Below are 17,336 nucleotides of genomic sequence, written 5' to 3'. Positions count from 1 at the left end.
ACGGCGCGTGCGCATCACCCGGATCGTCGAAAGATCGGTGCCGTTGAGCGGCGAGATCGCCAACGCACTGGTGGATTTCTCCCGGCACACCGTGTCACTGGTCGCCATCGTCACCGACCGGATACGGAACGGAAAACCGGTGATCGGCATCGCGTTCAACTCGATCGGCCGGTTCGCTCAGGGCGGCATCCTGGCCGATCGGATGATCCCGCGGGTGCTGCGCGCCGACCCGGAGTCGCTACTCGACGATGACGGCCACATCGACCCCGCCCGGGTGCTGTACCAGGCGCTCGTCGACGAGAAGCCCGGCGGCCACGGTGACCGCGCCGGCGCGGCGGCGGCCTTGGAACTGGCGTGCTGGGATCTCAAAGCGAAACTCGCCGACGAGCCCGCCTACCGCACCATCGCGCGACACTTCGGCCGCAACTTGGGCTGGGATGGGGCCGTGCCAGCGGTTCCGGTGTACGCCGCAGGCGGGTACTACTATCCGGCAGACGGCGTGGACCGGCTCCGGACCGAGATGCGTGGCTATCTCGATCTGGGCTATGACGCGGTCAAGATAAAGATCGGCGGCGCGCCGATGCGCGAGGACCTGGACCGTATCGAGGCGGCCATCGACGTGCTGGGCAGCGGCGCACGGGTGGCCGTCGACGCCAACGGTCGATTCGACGCCACAGCCGCTGGGCAGTGGGCGCAGACGCTGAGCCCCTACGGCCTGCGCTGGTACGAGGAGCCCGGCGACCCGCTGGACTTCGTGTTGAATGCCCAGCTGACCACCGGTTACCCGGGAGCGATCGCCACCGGCGAGAACCTGTTCTCCGCGCGTGACGTGACCAACCTGGTGCGCTACGGCGGCATGCGCCCGGGCCGCGACATCTTCCAGATGGACGCGGGACTCAGCTACGGGCTGACCGAATACGCCCGCATGATCGAGGTGCTCGAGTCACACGGCTTCGACCGCGGTTGCGCCTTCCCGCACGGCGGCCACCTGATCAACCTGCACATCGCGGTGGGACTGGGCTTGGGAGGCTGCGAGTCCTATCCGGGGGTGTTCGCACCCTTCGGCGGCTACTCGCCCGGATGCCGGCTGGCCGGTGGCACCATCGCGCCCACCGACGCCCCGGGATTCGGGCTCGAGGAAAAGCCCGACCTGCTCGCCGCGATCGCCCTCATGGAGGCATGAGCAGGTGAAGGTCGCGGTCATCGGATGCGGCGCCATGGGATCGATCTACGCCGGGCGACTGGCTGCCGCCGGCAACGACGTCCTGGCCCTGGACCGCTCACCCGCCCACGTCGAAGCGATCAACCGGGACGGCTTGCGCATCAGCGGGCCGCAATCCGATCAGGTGGTGGCGATGCGGGCGGTCACCGTGGCGCCGGCAGAGCCGATGGACCTGGTGGTGCTCGCGGTCAAAGCCGCCGACGTCGCCGCCGGGGCTGCCCAGGCACTGCCGTTGCTCGGCGAGGACACACCGGTGCTGACCATCCAGAACGGACTGGGATCGGCCGACACCGTCGCCGACATCGTGGGAGCCGAGCGGGTGGCGGTGGGCATCGCCAGTGGTTTCGGCGCGTCACGTCCCGCGCCCGGACACGTGCATCACAACGCCATGCGGGCAGTCCGGTTCGGAGCCTTTGCGGCGCTGCCGTTTGCGGCGGTCGAGGAGACCGCGCGAGTGTGGACCGACGCCGGATTCGACGCGGCCGCAGTCGCCGACATCGCCGCGATGCAGTGGGAGAAGTTGATCTGCAATGTCGCCTACAGCGCGCCCTGCGCACTGACCGGCATGACGGTGGGGCAGGTCATGGACGACGCAGATATGGGACCGGTCAGCCGCGCCGCCGCCACCGAGGCCTGGGCGGTGGCCCGCGCCGCCGGGATCGACATCGCCGTGGCGGACCCGGTTGCGCACGTCCGGGACTTCGGGGCGCAGCTGCCCGACGCCAAGCCGTCGGCACTGCTGGACCACCTGGCCCGCCGGGTCAGCGAGATCGACGTGATCAACGGCGCGGTAGTGCGCCGGGCGGCACCGGCCGGCCAGCAGGCCCCCGTCAACGCGACACTGACCGCGCTGGTGAAAGCCGTTGAACGGCAGTGGATGACGCCCGACGGCTGAACACCTCGCCGGGAGGCGTTCAGTTCGGGACGCGGTGCCGGTGGCGGGGTTAGCCTCAGACCCGTGACCGATGACAAGGCGCGGGTGGACCTGCACGGCGCCCCGCAGACCATGCTCGCGACGCTGTACGCCAAGGCGCTGGACGCGGACCTGCCCCACCCGATCCTGGGTGATCACTACGCCAAGGCCGTGGTCGAACGCATCGACTACGACTGGAGCGCGACCACGATCACCGCCGCCCGGTCACCGTCGGTGACCACCCGCTCGGCGCACTTCGACGCCTGGGCCGGCCAATTCCTGGCGGTCAACCCCGACGCGGTGGTGCTGCATGTGGGGTGTGGGCTCGACGCCCGCTATCTCCGGCTGCAGCCCGGCGAGGGCGTCGACTGGTATGACATCGACTATAGGTGCGTCGCCGACCTGCGGCGGCGGCTACTTCCTGCGCGCGAACACAACCACGTGGTGGCGGCATCGGTCACCGACCCGGCGTGGTTGGCCGAAATCCCCACGGGTCGACCGACATTGATGGTCGGCGAAGGGCTGACCATGTACCTCACCGAGCGCGACGGCCTCGCCTTGCTGCGTCGCGTGGTCGAGCACTGCGTGCGCGGGGAGTTGCAGTTCGACGCGTTCAGTTCGCTGGCCATCAAAACACAATGGTCCAACGCGGTGGTGCGGCGTTCCGGCGCGAAACTGCACTGGGCGATCAACGGCCCCGACGACATCCTGGCGGCGGTGCCGGGCACCCGGCTGCTGCAATGGGTCCGCTGGTTCGAGTCGGACACCTACGGGCGGCTTCCCCGCCGCTACCGGGCGCTGAGCAAAGTGGTGTCGCGGGTTCCGGCGGTGGCCAACATGTCGCAGTATCACCGCTACGCCTTCTGACGGGCACACCATTGACGAATTACGTTACGTAATGTAAATATTTGGTTCGTGGGCAGGGACAGTCGGGCGACGGCTCCGCAATCCGCCCCCGCCGCCCGCGGACGGCCGCGCAATCCGCGCACCGAGCGGGCGATCGCCGAGGCCGCCCGCCGGCTGCTCGCCCGGGATGGCTACGACCAGGTGTCCATCGAGGCGATCGCCCGTGAGGCGGACGTCAGCCGTCCCACGGTCTACCGGCGCTGGCCGTCGAAGACTCACCTGGTCTTCGACGCGGTCTTCGGCTCGAGCGTCGGGGACCTGCTGACCAGTTCGGGCGACTTCGAGGCGGACCTGCGCCGGTTCGTGGCCGGGGTCTTCGCGTTCTGGCGCTCGCCGGAGGTGGCCGCCGCGGCGCTGGGCATCTTGGCCGACCGCCACCGCGACCCGGAGCTGTTCATCCGCACCCAGCAGCTGCTCGACGAGCAGACCCGCACCGCGTTCGGGGAACTGATCAGCACCGGCATCGACCAAGGCGTGCTCGACGCCGACGTCGACGTCGAGATCGCCTACGACCTGCTGGTGGGCACCAGTTTCTATATCGCTCAGGTGCTGGCCGCCGATGCCGTCGACTCCGCCGCCGACCGACTCTGCTCCCTGGTGCTGCAAGGAATGCGAAAGAAGGAGAACCGTGATGGGTGACGAGTCGTCGGAGCTGTCTCAGGCATTCGGGGACCTGCTCGAAGAGGTTCGCGCCGTTGAGCAGCGGCTGTTGGGCGCCGATCCGCCGCTGCCGGAGGCCGACATCCTCGACGGCTACCGCTGGGCGTTGAGCCTGCTGCGGGTGGCCGCCGACGCCTACATCTGGGGGGACGCTGACAAGCCGATCCTGGTCGACGTGATCGGCCCGTACCTGAAGTGGGGCGGTGACAACTCCGACGCCTTCTACCAGCTGGCGCCGATCGACCCCGGCCGCAGCTACCGGGTCACCGGTAACCGCGGCGAGGCGGTCTATCTGTCGATGACGGTCTACGGCGGCCCCGACGACGGCCGCTACAGCGACCGCATCATCGACACCATCAACGACCGTGACCTGGGATGCGACACCGACGGTGCCTTCGAGTTCGTCATCAGCGCCACTGAGCAACAGGGCAATTGGCTCAAGCTCGAACCCGACGCGGTCTTCATCCTGACGCGCGACTACTGCACCGAGCCGGGCACGGACCGGCGAGCCCAATGGAAGATCGAGGCGCTCGACGACACGCCGCGTCGCCCCGATGGCCGCGCCGACCTGAGCCGGCGGATGCGCGCGGCGCGGACCTGGATCCGCGAGCAGGCCGCCATGGCACCGGTACGACTACCGGCCAACGAGCTGCAGGACCCCTACCCGGTCCCGAGCCGCACTGTCGGCTGGGCCGCCGGTGACGCCGCGTACGCCATGGGGGCCTACCAGCTGCAACCCGGCCAGGCCCTCGTCGTCGACGGAACCTCACCGGAGTGTGTGTTCTGGAACATGTGCCTGTGGAATCCGTTCCTGCACACCTACGACTACACCCGTGAGCGGGTCACGATCAACGGTGCCCAGGTCGGCTACGCGCCGGACGGCTCGTGGCAGATCGTGATCAGCGACACCGACCCCGGGCATCCGAACTGGGTGTCGACCGGGGGCCGATCGAGCGGCCTGATCTGGTTCCGCTGGTTCCTGCCGGAGACAACCCCGGACCCGCTGAGCTGCCGGGTCGTCGACATCGCTGAGCTGAGCTCATGAACAGCCCGCGCCCGGCGCCGATCCGCCTCGATGACCTCGCCAGGCCGGTGTTCCCGGAGGCCGCCGCGCCGATGCGCGACGGGCTGGCCGGCTACGGCGCCGCGCTGCAGCTGACACCCGAGGCGCTGCTGCAGACCGCGACCGAGCGAACGGGACTGGACAACTGGGGCGACAACGCATTCCGGGAACGTCTCGACGTCCTGTGCGGATCGCTGGTGGACGAGGCCGAGCTGTCCGGCGTGGGGCGAGCGATGGCGTTCGAGCAACTGGCCGGTCACCTGGTCAACCGGCTACGACTCGAAGACCTGATCGCGACGAACCCCGAGATCGAAGACGTCGCGATCGAACGCCCGATCATCATCTGCGGGCTGCCCCGCACCGGGACCACCCATCTGCACAACCTGATCGCCGCCGACCCCGCGCTGCGGTATTTGCCCTACTGGGAAAGTCTGGAGCCGATAGCCACCCCCGGCGAGCCCGATCCGCAGGCCCGGCGTGACCGCTGCGCGGTCGGGCTCGACCTGATCAACACCTCGATGCCCGAGTTCAAGCGCATGCACGATATGACCGTCGACCACGCCCACGAGGAGATCCAACTGCTGGGCAACGACATCTCCGGAATGCTCTTCGAGTGCAGCTATTTTCTGCCGACCTTCGCGCAGCACTACAAGGCCCACGACCAGACCGCGTCATACGCCTACCTGAAACGCAGCCTGCAGGCGCTGCAATGGCTGCGCGGCGGCTCCCGCTGGGTGCTCAAATCGCCGCAGCATCTGGAACAGTTCCCGGCGCTGTACGCGACCTTCCCCGACGCCACCTTCGTTGTCACCCACCGGGACCCGGTGGAGGTGACGCAGTCGATGACAACGATGATCAGCTATGCGGCGCGAATGGGATGCGACCGTCCGGACCCGGTCAAGATCTCGGCGTACTGGTTCGACCGTGCCGACGACCTACTCAGCGGGTGTCTGGCCGATCGCGACGTGCTGCCGGCGGCGCAGTCCATCGATGTCCGCTTCGATGACTTCATGGCCGACGAGGACGGCACCGTCGCCGCCATCTACCAACTGGCCGATCAACCGCTCGATGACCGGGCGCGGCAAGCGATGACTCAGTTCTGCGCCGACCACCCCCGCGGCCGCTTCGGCACGGTGGACTACCAGCGGGCCGACTTGGGGCTGAACGCCGACGAGATCGCCGAACGGCTGCGTGACTACCGGAACCGGTTCGTCGCCGACTGATCGGAGGCCAATCCGGGCCATTGATGGCCATCGGTGTCTAAGGGCACTTTCTCCTGGTAGCGCCATCACCGTAGCCTGGCGATCATGATTCAGTTGGGGTCACCGCCGTCCGCGGCGCCACCGGTAAAGCGCCGCCGCGGCGGGCCGCGCGGGCCGGTGTTCCTGGGCGCCAACATCGTGGTGCTGGTCTGGCTGGCCGTCGCGGTGGCGTTGCTGATCGGCCACAACGCCATCGCGCACCCGATCTGGCTGCCGGTGCATGCGCTGCTGCTCGGCGCGGCCACCAACGCGATCGTGATCTGGTCGGGACACTTCACCACGACGCTGTGCCGGGTCCCCGATCCGCCGCACTGGCACCTGGTGGCCAAACTCGCCGTGCTCAATACGGGCGTGATCGCCGCCCTGGCGGGTGTCGCCTGGAACGCCGGGGCGCTGACCGGCGTCGGCGGCGCCGTCGTGGCCGTCGTCGGCGTCGCTCACGGCGCGGAGTTGATCGCGATGAAGAAGTCGGCGCTCTCGGCGCGCTTCGACTATCTCGTCGGCTTCTATCTGGCAGCCATCGTCGCCCTGTTGATCGGATCGGCGGCCGGCGCCACCATGGCCTTTGGCGTTGCCCGGTGGTATGCGCGGTTGTGGACGACCCACGTGCACGTGATGCTCTACGGCTGGATCGGACTGACCGTGGTGGGCACGTTGTTCACGCTGTGGCCCACCACGATCCGCGAGAAGATCACCCCGCGTAGCTTCGCGATGGCCCGTCGCGCGCTGCCGACCCTGACGGCTGGTTTGGCGATCGCCACCGCGGGCCTGCTCGCCGACAGCTGGTGGCTGGCGGCGGCAGGTCTGGCGGGTTACGCGATCGGCGCCGGTCTGGCGATCGTCGGCCTGTGGCCGGGACGAAGCTTCACCGGCCCGGCGGCCTGGATGCTGGTCGGTGCGACCGGCTGGCTCGGGGCGGCCGTCGTGACGGAGGTGGTCGCGCTGATCGCGGGCCGCTCCGTCGATGTGCTGCCCGCATTCGTCGAGCACACCCTGCTGCCGCTGCTGGCGGTGGGTTTCGTCGCTCAGATCCTGCTCGGTGCGCTCAGTCAGCTGCTGCCGATCCTGGTGGCCCACGGCCCGCCGATTCGTAAGGCCGTCATCGCCTACCTGGATCAGGGCTGGCAGGTGCGGGTGGTCGCGATCAACGTCGCCGTGCCGCTGGTGGCCGGGCCGTGGCGCGGGCCGTTGCCCATCGTCGGCTGGGTGTTGGCCGCCGTCGCGGTGGCCAGTTTCGTGCTGCTGGCGCTGCGGCTGGCGCTGCCGGTGGCGCTGCGCGGACCGATCGACGTCGAGGCGATCAAGCCGCACTCCGCTGCGGTGACCGGGGCGGTCGCGGTGGCCGCGGTGGCCGCGGTCGCATCGGCGCTGACACTGGGGGCGCCGGCCGTCTCGGAAGTGGCTGACGTCGCCGGTGAGGCACATACGGTCGAGGTGACGCTGAACAACATGCGGTTCTCCCCGGATGTGCTCGAGGTGGCGGCCGGAACCCGGCTGGTGCTGCGGGTCACCAACATCGACGGGCTGCCGCATGACCTGCACGTCGACACCGGCGAGCACACGCCGCGGCTGAGCCGCGGCCAGACCGCGGTGCTCGACCTCGGGGTGATCCGCCAAGACCATGACGTCTGGTGCGACGTGCCCGGCCACCGGGCCGCCGGGATGACGATGACAATCCGCGCCGTCGGCGGCGTGCCACGCCACCAGCACACCGTCGGTGACCACGGTGGGGGAGTTCCCGCGCCGGAAACGCTGGACCTGGCCGCCGACCCGTCGCCGGGATGGCGCCCGTACGACGCGGTGCTGGCGCCGGCAACACCCGGCGTGCACCGGGTGGAGCTGCGCGCCGTGGACCGTGAACTCGAAGTCGCGCCCGGCCGCCGCGAGATCCGCTGGACCTTCGGCGGTAGCGAGCCGGCCCCCACATTGCACGGCCGGGTGGGGGACACCTTCGAGATCACCTTGATCAACGACTCCAGCATGGGCCACGGGATCGACTTTCACGCCGGGGCGCTCGCACCCGACCAGCCGATGCGCACGCTGGAGCCGGGGGAGCGGCTGGTCTACCGGTTCACCGCGCGACGGGCCGGCGCCTGGCTGTATCACTGCAGCACCCCGCCGATGACGCTGCACATCGCCAACGGCATGTATGGCGCGGTGATCATCGACCCGCCCGGGCTGCCGGCCGTGGACCGGGAATACGCCCTGGTCGGCGCGCAGCTCTATGCCGGAGCGCCCGATGCCGACGCCAAGACGACCGCGATCAGGGCCGGACAGCCCGACGGTTGGATGTTCAACGGCACCGCGGCCCAGTACATGCACGCCCCGCTGCCGGCGCGCGCCGGTGAACGGGTGCGGGTCTGGGTGGTCAACGCCGGGCCCGGCGACACGATCGCCTTCCACATCGTCGGCACCCAGTTCGACACCGTCTACAAAGAGGGTGCCTGGCTGCTGCGGCCCGGCGACCCCTCGGCCCCGGCCGGCGGCTCCCAGGTGCTGGACCTGGCGACCGCCCAGGGCGGTTTCGTCGAGCTGACCTTCCCTGAAGCGGGGCATTACCCGTTCATGGACCACGACATGCGGCACGCCGAGAACGGCGCCCACGGCATCTTCGAGGTCACGGATTAGTCGGAACGCGTCATTTACGGTGTGGCAGTTCTGATTCCGGCTAGCAGCAGTTCCAGGGCTCCGGCGAAGTCGTCGGCCGGCGTCGAGCGTTGACTGACTTTGCTGAGCGCAGCAATGCGGCGGTGTTCGTCGCCGGCCAACGCACCGATGTAGCCGGCGGCCTCGCGCTGTTGCTGGTCGCGATCCCCACCGGCCGACCTCGCGGGCAATTCGACCTGCGCACTGCCCATCACCAGGCTCAACACCGCCCGAAAAGCCGTGAGGAGGGGTCCATCGGCCAGCTTGCCGCGGCTCAGCGCTTCGATGAGGCTTTCGGCGACAACGTAGCTCGACGACGACATGGTCCGGCGGGTGAGCACCAAGGGGATTGCGTTGGGGTGATTGTGGACCGCCTGCCACATGGCCGTCGCGATCGACCGGACGTCATCGACCCAGTCGTCGCTCGCCGGCGGGACTTCGACGTCGGCAATCACTGCCTCGGCAACGAGGGCTTCGAGTTCATCGCGGTTTTGCACATAGTTGTAGAGCGTCATCGGTCCGGTCTTCAGGGCGGCCGCAAGCGATCGCATGCTCAAGCCGGATAGACCCTCGACGTCGACGATTCGCAGGGCGGCCGCCTGAATCTCGGCCACGGTGAATCGCGCTCGCATGACCACCTCCACTTGACACGTACAACGTACGTAATATACAACACGTACAACGTACGTATAGGAGAATCGCATGCCGTTAGCCACAACCAGGACCGAATTCGACTCGCATGGCACCCGCTGTGCCGCATGGTTGACGTTGCCCCGCGCGCCCGGCCCGCATCCGGTGATCGTTCTGGCGCACGGGTTCGGGGCCAATCACACGATGTCGATGGCCCAATACGAGCAGCACTTTGCCCGGGCGGACATCGCCACTCTGGCGTTCGACTATCGCCACACGGGGGAATCCGGCGGTCTGCCACGGCAACGCCTCAGCCTGCGTCGGCACCGGGAGGACATCTCGGCGGCACTGGACTTCGCGCGCAACGTTCCAGAACTCGACCACACTCGAATGGCTCTGTGGGGCACCAGTCTCGGCGCGATGCACGTCCTGAAGGTCGCCGCGGTTCGCGATGATCTGGCCGCCGTGGTAGTGCAGTGCCCCATCGTCGATGGCTTCGCGACGGTTCGCCGGTTCGGGTTCGGCGCAGCTCTGCGGCTCGGGCCTGCCATCCTCGCGGACGCCGTCCGACGGCTACTCAATGCCACACCGCACTATGTGCCGATTGTCGGCCCGCCGGGCAGCTCAGCGGCGGTGACCGTGGCAGGTGCACAGGACGGTTGGAACGGGGTGGTCTCGCCGGGCGGGTCGTTCGACAACCGGGTCGGGGCGTCCGACGTGCTCGGGATCGCAGTCACCAGCGCACTACGGTCTGCCGGCGGCATCGCGGCGCCCTTGCTGGTGTGCGTGTCCCAGCGTGAGACGTTGATGGACCCGCGGCATGCGGTCGCCGTGGCGCGGCGAGCTCCACTTGGTGCGGCCCGTCACTACGACGGTGACCATTTCGACGTGTACCACCAACCGCTACTCGACACCGTGCTCGCTGACCAGACCGACTTTCTGCGGAGGAACCTCGATGTATCCAACGCGTGAGTTGCTCTTCGACCACGACATTCGGTTCTTGGCGGCGGTTCGGGAGTTGTCGGCGACGGATTGGGCGCAACCGAGCCTGTGCTCGCAGTGGACCAACCACGATGTGCTGGCGCACCTGGCTATGGGCTACCGGGCCTCCACCGTGCGGATGGCCGTCGAAATGGGACGACACGGCGGGTCGTTCGACCGTGCTAACGCGGCGCTGGCGCAACGGCTCGCTCGGCGGCGGTCCCCAGCGGAGTTGATCCAGGACTTTGCCGCCGGGATGGCGGCGCCACGTGGCCTCGGCCGAGTCTTCCCGCGGCGTCTTCTCCTGGGGGATCACGTGATTCACGAGCTGGATATCCGCTTCGGGCTCGGGCTGAAGTCAACGGCCGGATTGCCCCAGCTGGCGGCGGTGCTCCACACACAGGTGCAGATACCGAACCCGTTCATTCCTTCGCGTTCCTGGACCCGCGGCTTGTCGTTGCACGCTGTCGACCTCGACTGGCATAACGGCGACGGGCCCCCGGTCACCGGTACAGCAGCGCACCTGGCCTCGGTACTCGCGGGTCGGCCCTGGGCGCTGAGGCACCTCAGCGGCGACGGAGTCGACGTGTTACGGCGTCGCTTGGGTGCCCCGGCTGCTCCAAACAGCTGAACCCCTACCTGGTGACGCGGTTTGGAACGGCGATCAACCGGTAGCTAGCTGGCCATTACGGTCTGCGGTAGCGCGTCAAGTAGGAAGGCAGTGAGATCCCCGGGTCGAGGTCGTCGGCCGGTTCGGGCGATCCGGCGGCCATGGCCAACGGGACGACCCCGGCCCAGTACGGCAGTGTGAGGTCTTCGGGATCGTCGACCGGACCGCCGGTGCGCACCTTCGCGGAGACTTCGACCATGTCGAGCGCCAGCACGGCGGTCATGGCCAGCTCACGTTCGTTCGGGGGTCGGCTGTCGGCGGCGCGGCCAGACGCGGCATGGTCGACGAGGGCGGCCAGCGCTTCGCGCTTCTCGCCGCTATCAGCGACCAGCCGCGCCGCGCCCCGGACGATCACGGAGCGATAGGCCAGCGAGTGGTGCAATGCCGAGCGGGCCAGCACCAAGCCGTCGATCAGCGTGACGGTGACGCAGACCGGCAAGCCGGCCGGCGCTTTCGCGGCTGCCAGCATCGGGCCGCTTCCGGTGGAGCCGTGCAGATAGAGGACCTCGCCGTGCCGAGCGTGGGTAGTGGGCAGCACCACCGGGGAACCCTCGCTGAGGTAGCCGAGGTGACAGATCAGCGCCTCATCGAGGATGCGGTGGACGGTTTCGCTGTCATAGCGCGCCCGTTCCCGGTATCTGGTGGGCGTGGTGCGAGCCGTGGGTGCATAAGACCGAGCCATCACGGTTGCCTTTCAATAATGTAATAGTACATACTGAAATATGTGACGGTACAATATTCTATTGCCGGGGTGGGTGCCGAGTCGATAGCCGCCAGCATCGAAGCGGGCATCTCCGACGGCCTGCTGGCACCGGGATCTGCGTTACCGTCGATCCGCGACCTGGCCGTTCAGCTCGCCGTGAACCCCAACACCGTCGCCGCCGCCTACCGGTTACTGCGCGACCGCGGGGCCGTCGAAACCGCCGGGCGGCGGGGAACGCGGGTACGGGCTCGGCCGGCGACGACACCACGGTCGCTGCGCGGGCTCACGGTCCCCGCCGGCGTCCGCGACCTCTCAACCGGCAACCCGAACCCGGCGCTGCTCCCGATCGCCACCGCCAGGCTGTCGCCGCCCGCGACGCCGGTGCTCTACGGGCAGCCATCCGTCTCACCGGAGTTGGCCGACTACGCTCGGGCCACCCTGGCCGCCGACGGGGTGGCGGCCGAGCATCTCGCGGTGACATCAGGTGCCCTCGATGCGATCGAGCGGGTACTGGCGGCTCACCTGCGTCCCGGAGACCGGGTGGCCGTCGAGGACCCCGGGTGGGCTAACCTGCTGGACCTGCTCGGGGCGCTGGGGCTGGTTGTGGAGCCGGTCGGCGTCGACGGCGACGGACCACTGGTAGCCGACCTGGCGCGGGCGTTGCGCCGCCGAGTACGGGCGGTGGTGGTGACCAGCCGCGCCCAAAACCCCACCGGCGGCGCGATCTCGGCGGTGCGTGCCGATGCGTTACGCACCGTGCTGGCTGAAGCCGGCAACGAGGTGCTGCTGATCGAAGACGACCACTGCGCCGGCGTGGCGGGGGTGGGACTGCACCCGCTCGCCGGGGCCGTGCGGGACTGGGCGTTCGTGCGGTCCGCGGCCAAGGCCTACGGCCCGGACCTGCGGCTGGCACTTTTGGCGGGGGACCGTCGCACGATCGAGCGGGTGCACGGCAGGCAGCGGCTCGGACCGGGCTGGGTCAGCCATCTGCTGCAGGACGCCGCTGTCGGCATGTGGCGCCACAAGGCAGCCACGCGGCTGGTGGCCGACGCCGAAGCCGTCTACACCGACCGGCGCACCCGGCTGTGCGCGGCGCTGGCGGATCGCGGCCTGGCGTCCCACGGCCGCTCGGGGCTCAACGTGTGGATCCCGGTACCCGACGAGTCGGCGGCGATCACGCGGTTGTTCGCCGCGGGCTGGGCCGCGGCCCCGGGCAGCCGGTTCCGAATCGGCAGCTCGCCGGGAATTCGCATCACCATCGCCGATCTCGCCGCCGCCGAGATCGAACCGCTCGCCGATGCCCTAGCCGATTCGGTGGGTGGCGCCGGATACGCCAGCGTCTGACGAGCCGACACGTCAACGCCGGGGCGTGCGATGAACCAGGGCGGCCGATCTTCGCTGGCATAATGAGAGCAGCGTCACAAGGAGGCTCGCATGGGCCAGCTGCCAGGCATCACCGGTCCCCAGGTCGCCCTCGAACCTGTGCAGCTGATCGGGCCCGACGGCGCACCGACGGCGGAGAATCGCTACAGCCGGGACCTGCCCGAGGAAACGCTGTGCTGGCTCTACGAACTGCTGGTGCTCACCCGCGAGCTCGACACCGAGCTGGTCAACTTGCAGCGCCAAGGGGAGCTGGCGTTGTACGCCTCCTGCCACGGACAGGAGGCGGCTCAGATCGGCGCCACCGCCTGCCTGCGCAAGACCGACTGGCTGTTCCCGCAGTACCGCGAGCTGGGAGTGTTCGTCGCCCGGGGAATCCCGGCATGGAACGTGGCGGCCGCCTGGCGCGGAACATGGAACGGCGGACTGGAATTCACCGCGAAATGCTGTGCGCCGATCTCGGTTCCAATCGGCACCCAGGCGCTGCACGCCGTGGGTGCCGCGATGGGCGCGCAACGCCTCGGCGAGGACTCGGTCACCGTCGCGTTCGTCGGCGACGGTGCCACCAGCGAGGGAGACGTCCATGAGGCGCTGAACTTCGCCGCGGTGTTCGGCGCCCCATGCGTGTTCTATGTGCAGAACAACCAGTGGGCGATCTCGGTGCCGCTGCATCGGCAGACCGCCGCTCCGTCGCTGGCGCACAAGGCGATCGGCTACGGGATGCCCGGCATCCGGGTGGACGGCAACGATCCGTTGGCCTGTTATGCGGTGATGGCCGAAGCGGCCGAGCGGGCCCGCGCCAGCGGGGGCCCCACCCTGGTCGAGGCCGTCACCTACCGGCTCGGCCCGCACACCACCTCCGACGATCCGACGCGCTACCGCAGCAGCGCCGAACTCGAGCGCTGGAGGGTGCTCGACCCGATCCCGCGTTACCGCAACTATTTGCGCAACTCCGGCGTATGGACGCAGCGCCTCGAGGACCGGGTCGCGGCCCGGGCGCAGCGGCTGCGCACCGAGTTGCGGGACGCGACGGTCGGTGCGGCCGATTTCGACGTCGACGAGGTGTTCGCCACGGTGTTCGCCGATCTCACCCCGGAGCTGCAGCAGCAGCGCCGCGCGCTGCGTGCCGAGCTGGCGACGGAGCGCTGATGACCCAGATCCTCGAACCGCCCACCCGCTCGCCGGCCACGGCCCCGACCACCGGGCCGAATCCTGGCATCGAGCACCTGACCATGGTGGCCGCGCTCAACCGGGCGCTACGTGACGCGATGGACGCCGATCGCAAGGTGCTGGTGTTCGGTACCGACGTCGGGGTGCAGGGCGGCGTGTTCCGGGTGACCGAAGGCCTGGCCGAAACCTTCGGCGAGCAACGCTGTTTCGATACCCCATTGGCCGAGTCCGCGGTGATCGGGATCGCCGTCGGGCTGGCGGTGCGCGGCTTCGTGCCCGTCCCGGAGATCCAATTCGACGGGTTCAGCTACCCCGCGCTGGACCAGATGGTCAGCCACCTGGCCAAATATCGGACCCGGACCCGGGGCGAGATACCGATGCCGGTCACCGTGCGCATCCCGTCATTCGGTGGAATCGGTGCGGCCGAACACCATTCGGAGTCCACCGAAACCTACTGGGCTCACACCGCGGGGCTGAAGGTGGTGGTTCCCGCCGATCCGTCGGACGCCTACTGGCTGCTGCGGCATGCCATCTGCGCGCCGGACCCGGTGATCTTCCTGGAGCCGAAGCGCCGGTACTGGGCCCGCGGCGCCGTCGACACCGCTCGCCCGCAGCCGGGCATCGGTTGTGCCGCGGTGCGCCGGACCGGTGCCGACGTCACCGTGCTGACCTACGGTGGCGGGGTGGCCACGGCGCTCTCGGCGGCCGAAATCGGTGCGCGGCAACATGGGTGGAGTCTGGAAGTGGTCGACCTGCGGTCCCTGGTCCCGCTCGACTTCGACACCGTCGCGGCATCGGTGCGGCGCACCGGCCGATGCGTGGTGCTGCACGAGGGCCCGCGAAATCTCGGCTACGGTGCCGAATTGGCGGCGCGTGTGCAGGAGGAACTGTTCTACGAACTGGAGGCGCCGGTGTTGCGCGCCACCGGATTCGACACCCCGTACCCACCGGCCCGGCTGGAGCGGTTGTGGCTTCCGGGCCCCGACCGGCTGCTGGACTGCGTCCAGCGCGTCCTGGAGGCGCCGTGAGCACGGCACAGATCCAGACGTTCGCGGTTCCCGACCTGGGTGAGGGGCTCGAAGAGCTCACGGTGACCCGCTGGGACGTGGCCGTCGGCGACGAGGTGGAACTCAACCAGCCGCTGTGCACGGTGGAGACGGCCAAAGCCGAAGTGGAGATTCCCAGCCCGTACGCCGGGCGGATCGTCGAACTCGGTGGTGCCGAGGGTGAGGTGCTCGCGGTCGGAGCGCCGCTGGTGCGAATCGACACCGGTCCGGCGGCGGACTCTCCGGACGCGACCCCGGCCGGGCGTGCGCCGGTGTTGGTGGGCTACGGCGCCGACGACACCGTCGACACCAGCCGCCGAGCGTGCGCGAGCAGCCCCCGGCCCAAAGCCAAGCCGGGCGCCCGCAAGCTCGCTGCGGAGCTGGGCGTGGATCTGGGCGGCGTGCCACCGGGCCCGCGCGGGGTGATCACCACCGACGGCGTGCTGGCCGCGGCGACCGGCGACCGGCCGGCCGACGAATTGCACCCGGTGAGTCCAGTGCAGGCTGCGATGGCACAACGAATGGCCATGTCCCGCAGCAGGATCCCCGACGCCCATGCCGCCGTACAGGTGGACTGCGCCAACCTACTGCACCTGCGCGACCGCCTTGCCGACGGTGTGGAGGGCGCGTCGATCACGCCGTTCACACTGACGCTGCGACTGCTGATTCTCGCTCTGGCCCGTCATCCGGTGCTCAACGCGACCTGGGTCGACGCGCCGGAGGGCCCACAGGTCCGCGCCCACCGCGCCATCCACCTCGGATTCGGGGTGGCCACCCCCCGTGGCCTGCTGGTCCCGGTGGTATTCGACGCGCACCGCAAGACCACCCGGGAACTCGCGGACTGCGTGACGCGGCTCATCGCCGGCGCGCGCGCCGGTAGCCTTCGACCGGCCGAGTTGCAGGGGTCGACGTTCACCGTCTCCAACTTCGGCGCTCTCGGCATCGACGACGGGGTGCCGGTGATCAACTACCCCGAGGCGGCGATTCTGGGGATGGGTTCGCTGAAGCCGCGGCCGGTGGCCATCGACGGCGCCGTCGTCGTCCGCCCGCAGATGACTCTGACCTGCGCGTTCGACCACCGTATCGCCGACGGTGCGCAGGTCGCCGAATTCCTCTGTGCGCTACGCGATCTGATCGAACAACCCGATACCGCGCTGCTGGACCTGTAGCGCTGCTGCTCAGCGGCGTCGCGCGGCGGCCAGCCGAGACGAGAACTCCGGTGATTCCACGGTCGCCGCCTGCGGACCCAGTTCGGTGCGTTTGGCGAACTCGTGCTGCTCGCCCTCGACCGCGCCCGGAACAGCCGTGGTGCGCATCGTGGCTTTGGTCGCCAACACCACCTCTCGCGGAGCCGACGCCGGCCCGGTGGCCAACGTGATCGCCGCGTCGACCGGATCGTCGGCGACCTGCAGGGCCAACCCGTGCTGCACGGCGGCCCGGGCGTCGAAACGCATACCGAACAACAGCGCCGCCCGGGCAACCTGGGGTCCCACCGCCCGATGCAGCATCCAGGTGGCGCCGCCGCCAGGATGCAGACCCAACTGCTGGAACCGGGCGTCGAACACCGCTGCCGGGCCGGCGATCCGTACGTCGGCCGCCAGTGCCAGATTCAGCCCGGCGCCCACGGCGGCGCCGTTGACCGCGGCCACGGTGGGCAACGTGCACTGCGCGACCGCCATGAAGCCGTCATAGAGCGCCAGCAGCCCGTCTTCGGTGGCAGCTCCGAGGGCCGACAGGTCAGCGCCGGCGCAGAACGCCCGGCCCGCGCCGGTGACCACCACCGCGTGCACGCCGGTGTCGGCTTCGGCCCGCTGCACCGCTGCCCGCAATTGTGCCGACATCGCGCCGGTGACCGCGTTACGCCGGTCGGGATCATTGACGGTAATCAACGCCACCCGGTCAGCGACGCGGAACAAGACGAGATCGGATTGTGTCATCGACGATGACGGCATCGGAACCCGGTCAAGCGACCCAGGCGATGATCACGGCGGACACCGCAATCAGCGCGATCATGAAGACCGTGTAGAGGATGAGGGTGCGTTCGTGGCCCATGGACCTGCCTTTCCAGGTTTACCCGGCATCAT

General features: G+C 69.2%; 16 protein-coding genes. 13 read left to right on the top strand and 3 right to left on the bottom strand.

Annotated features, from left to right (window positions below; translation table 11 throughout):
- Positions 1 to 7 precede the first annotated feature (7 nt).
- The 7 genes from ACAG20_RS02330 (at position 8) to ACAG20_RS02300 (ending at position 8,654) form a co-directional block, all read left to right on the top strand.
- The gene (locus tag ACAG20_RS02330) at positions 8 to 1,183 is read left to right on the top strand and encodes an enolase C-terminal domain-like protein (protein WP_112683826.1); all 1,176 of its coding nucleotides are present in this window, start codon (positions 8 to 10) and stop codon (positions 1,181 to 1,183) included.
- A 4-nt stretch (positions 1,184 to 1,187) separates the two neighbouring features.
- A complete protein-coding gene (locus tag ACAG20_RS02325) occupies positions 1,188 to 2,117 on the top strand; it encodes a ketopantoate reductase family protein (protein ID WP_112683827.1) in 930 nt (309 codons plus the stop codon).
- Between the two features lie 111 nt (positions 2,118 to 2,228).
- The gene (locus ACAG20_RS02320) at positions 2,229 to 3,002 is read left to right on the top strand and encodes a class I SAM-dependent methyltransferase (protein ID WP_112683874.1); all 774 of its coding nucleotides are present in this window, start codon (positions 2,229 to 2,231) and stop codon (positions 3,000 to 3,002) included.
- Positions 3,003 to 3,050: 48 nt separating this feature from the next.
- Positions 3,051 to 3,680 carry a TetR/AcrR family transcriptional regulator gene (locus ACAG20_RS02315; protein ID WP_112683828.1) on the top strand — a complete coding sequence of 210 codons (630 nt, stop codon included), beginning with the start codon at positions 3,051 to 3,053 and terminating at the stop codon, positions 3,678 to 3,680.
- Entirely contained in the window at positions 3,673 to 4,746 is a 1,074-nt protein-coding gene (locus ACAG20_RS02310) for a DUF1214 domain-containing protein (RefSeq protein WP_112683829.1), read from the top strand. Before ACAG20_RS02315 ends, ACAG20_RS02310 begins: the two co-directional genes overlap by 8 nt.
- Positions 4,743 to 5,987 carry a sulfotransferase gene (locus ACAG20_RS02305; RefSeq protein ID WP_370491372.1) on the top strand — a complete coding sequence of 415 codons (1,245 nt, stop codon included), beginning with the start codon at positions 4,743 to 4,745 and terminating at the stop codon, positions 5,985 to 5,987. Before ACAG20_RS02310 ends, ACAG20_RS02305 begins: the two co-directional genes overlap by 4 nt.
- 84 nt (positions 5,988 to 6,071) lie before the next feature.
- Entirely contained in the window at positions 6,072 to 8,654 is a 2,583-nt protein-coding gene (locus ACAG20_RS02300; RefSeq protein WP_370491371.1) for a multicopper oxidase domain-containing protein, read from the top strand.
- Positions 8,655 to 8,668: 14 nt separating this feature from the next.
- Here the strand turns inward: ACAG20_RS02300 and ACAG20_RS02295 are convergent, their stop codons facing one another.
- On the bottom strand, positions 8,669 to 9,304 hold the full coding sequence (locus tag ACAG20_RS02295; protein ID WP_370491421.1) for a TetR/AcrR family transcriptional regulator: 636 nt from the start codon (positions 9,302 to 9,304) through the stop codon (positions 8,669 to 8,671).
- A gap of 70 nt (positions 9,305 to 9,374) precedes the next feature.
- On the opposite strand from ACAG20_RS02295, the gene ACAG20_RS02290 reads away from it, so the two are divergent.
- Together ACAG20_RS02290 and ACAG20_RS02285 are read left to right on the top strand one after the other, a co-directional pair.
- Positions 9,375 to 10,274 carry an alpha/beta hydrolase gene (locus ACAG20_RS02290; RefSeq protein ID WP_370491370.1) on the top strand — a complete coding sequence of 300 codons (900 nt, stop codon included), beginning with the start codon at positions 9,375 to 9,377 and terminating at the stop codon, positions 10,272 to 10,274.
- The gene (locus ACAG20_RS02285; protein ID WP_112683833.1) at positions 10,258 to 10,914 is read left to right on the top strand and encodes a maleylpyruvate isomerase family mycothiol-dependent enzyme; all 657 of its coding nucleotides are present in this window, start codon (positions 10,258 to 10,260) and stop codon (positions 10,912 to 10,914) included. The genes ACAG20_RS02290 and ACAG20_RS02285 overlap by 17 nt, the downstream gene beginning before the upstream one ends.
- Positions 10,915 to 10,969: 55 nt before the next feature.
- Here ACAG20_RS02285 and ACAG20_RS02280 read toward each other — a convergent pair whose 3' ends face one another.
- Positions 10,970 to 11,635 (bottom strand): pyridoxamine 5'-phosphate oxidase family protein, encoded by a 666-nt coding sequence (locus ACAG20_RS02280; RefSeq protein ID WP_112683834.1) that lies wholly within the window; start codon positions 11,633 to 11,635, stop codon positions 10,970 to 10,972.
- A 42-nt stretch (positions 11,636 to 11,677) separates the two neighbouring features.
- Here ACAG20_RS02280 and ACAG20_RS02275 point away from each other — a divergent pair, with 42 nt between their 5' ends.
- The 4 genes from ACAG20_RS02275 to ACAG20_RS02260 all read left to right on the top strand — a co-directional run bounded on the left by ACAG20_RS02275 (position 11,678) and on the right by ACAG20_RS02260 (position 16,421).
- On the top strand, positions 11,678 to 13,000 hold the full coding sequence (locus ACAG20_RS02275; protein WP_370491369.1) for an aminotransferase class I/II-fold pyridoxal phosphate-dependent enzyme: 1,323 nt from the start codon (positions 11,678 to 11,680) through the stop codon (positions 12,998 to 13,000).
- A 90-nt stretch (positions 13,001 to 13,090) separates the two neighbouring features.
- On the top strand, positions 13,091 to 14,185 hold the full coding sequence (gene pdhA, locus ACAG20_RS02270; protein WP_370491368.1) for a pyruvate dehydrogenase (acetyl-transferring) E1 component subunit alpha: 1,095 nt from the start codon (positions 13,091 to 13,093) through the stop codon (positions 14,183 to 14,185).
- Positions 14,185 to 15,234, top strand: coding sequence for an alpha-ketoacid dehydrogenase subunit beta (locus ACAG20_RS02265; protein ID WP_112683837.1), 1,050 nt, complete (start codon positions 14,185 to 14,187; stop codon positions 15,232 to 15,234). The genes pdhA and ACAG20_RS02265 overlap by 1 nt, the downstream gene beginning before the upstream one ends.
- On the top strand, positions 15,231 to 16,421 hold the full coding sequence (locus ACAG20_RS02260; protein WP_370491367.1) for a dihydrolipoamide acetyltransferase family protein: 1,191 nt from the start codon (positions 15,231 to 15,233) through the stop codon (positions 16,419 to 16,421). Before ACAG20_RS02265 ends, ACAG20_RS02260 begins: the two co-directional genes overlap by 4 nt.
- A 9-nt stretch (positions 16,422 to 16,430) precedes the next feature.
- On the opposite strand, the gene ACAG20_RS02255 is transcribed toward ACAG20_RS02260, so the two are convergent.
- Positions 16,431 to 17,189 carry an enoyl-CoA hydratase gene (locus ACAG20_RS02255; RefSeq protein ID WP_112683839.1) on the bottom strand — a complete coding sequence of 253 codons (759 nt, stop codon included), beginning with the start codon at positions 17,187 to 17,189 and terminating at the stop codon, positions 16,431 to 16,433.
- Between the last annotated feature and the right edge of the window lie 147 nt (positions 17,190 to 17,336).

Origin of the sequence: Mycobacterium sp. pW045, from assembly GCF_041287085.1 — a bacterium.
Classification (GTDB): Bacteria; Actinomycetota; Actinomycetes; order Mycobacteriales; family Mycobacteriaceae; genus Mycobacterium; species Mycobacterium algericum_A.
Note: the sequence above shows the minus strand (reverse complement) of the source record. Positions and strands in the feature narration are given on the sequence as shown.

Excerpts from the sequence above, each read along its gene's own strand:
- ACAG20_RS02255 (WP_112683839.1), bottom strand. The coding sequence starts at position 17,189 with ATGACACAATCCGATCTCGTCTTGTTCCGCGTCGCTGACCGGGTGGCG.
- ACAG20_RS02320 (WP_112683874.1), top strand. The coding sequence starts at position 2,229 with ATGCTCGCGACGCTGTACGCCAAGGCGCTGGACGCGGACCTGCCCCAC.
- ACAG20_RS02295 (WP_370491421.1), bottom strand. The coding sequence starts at position 9,304 with ATGCGAGCGCGATTCACCGTGGCCGAGATTCAGGCGGCCGCCCTGCGA.
- ACAG20_RS02285 (WP_112683833.1), top strand. The coding sequence starts at position 10,258 with ATGTATCCAACGCGTGAGTTGCTCTTCGACCACGACATTCGGTTCTTG.
- ACAG20_RS02290 (WP_370491370.1), top strand. The coding sequence starts at position 9,375 with ATGCCGTTAGCCACAACCAGGACCGAATTCGACTCGCATGGCACCCGC.
- ACAG20_RS02310 (WP_112683829.1), top strand. The coding sequence starts at position 3,673 with ATGGGTGACGAGTCGTCGGAGCTGTCTCAGGCATTCGGGGACCTGCTC.
- pdhA (WP_370491368.1), top strand. The coding sequence starts at position 13,091 with ATGGGCCAGCTGCCAGGCATCACCGGTCCCCAGGTCGCCCTCGAACCT.
- ACAG20_RS02300 (WP_370491371.1), top strand. The coding sequence starts at position 6,072 with ATGATTCAGTTGGGGTCACCGCCGTCCGCGGCGCCACCGGTAAAGCGC.
- ACAG20_RS02305 (WP_370491372.1), top strand. The coding sequence starts at position 4,743 with ATGAACAGCCCGCGCCCGGCGCCGATCCGCCTCGATGACCTCGCCAGG.
- ACAG20_RS02280 (WP_112683834.1), bottom strand. The coding sequence starts at position 11,635 with ATGGCTCGGTCTTATGCACCCACGGCTCGCACCACGCCCACCAGATAC.
- ACAG20_RS02265 (WP_112683837.1), top strand. The coding sequence starts at position 14,185 with ATGACCCAGATCCTCGAACCGCCCACCCGCTCGCCGGCCACGGCCCCG.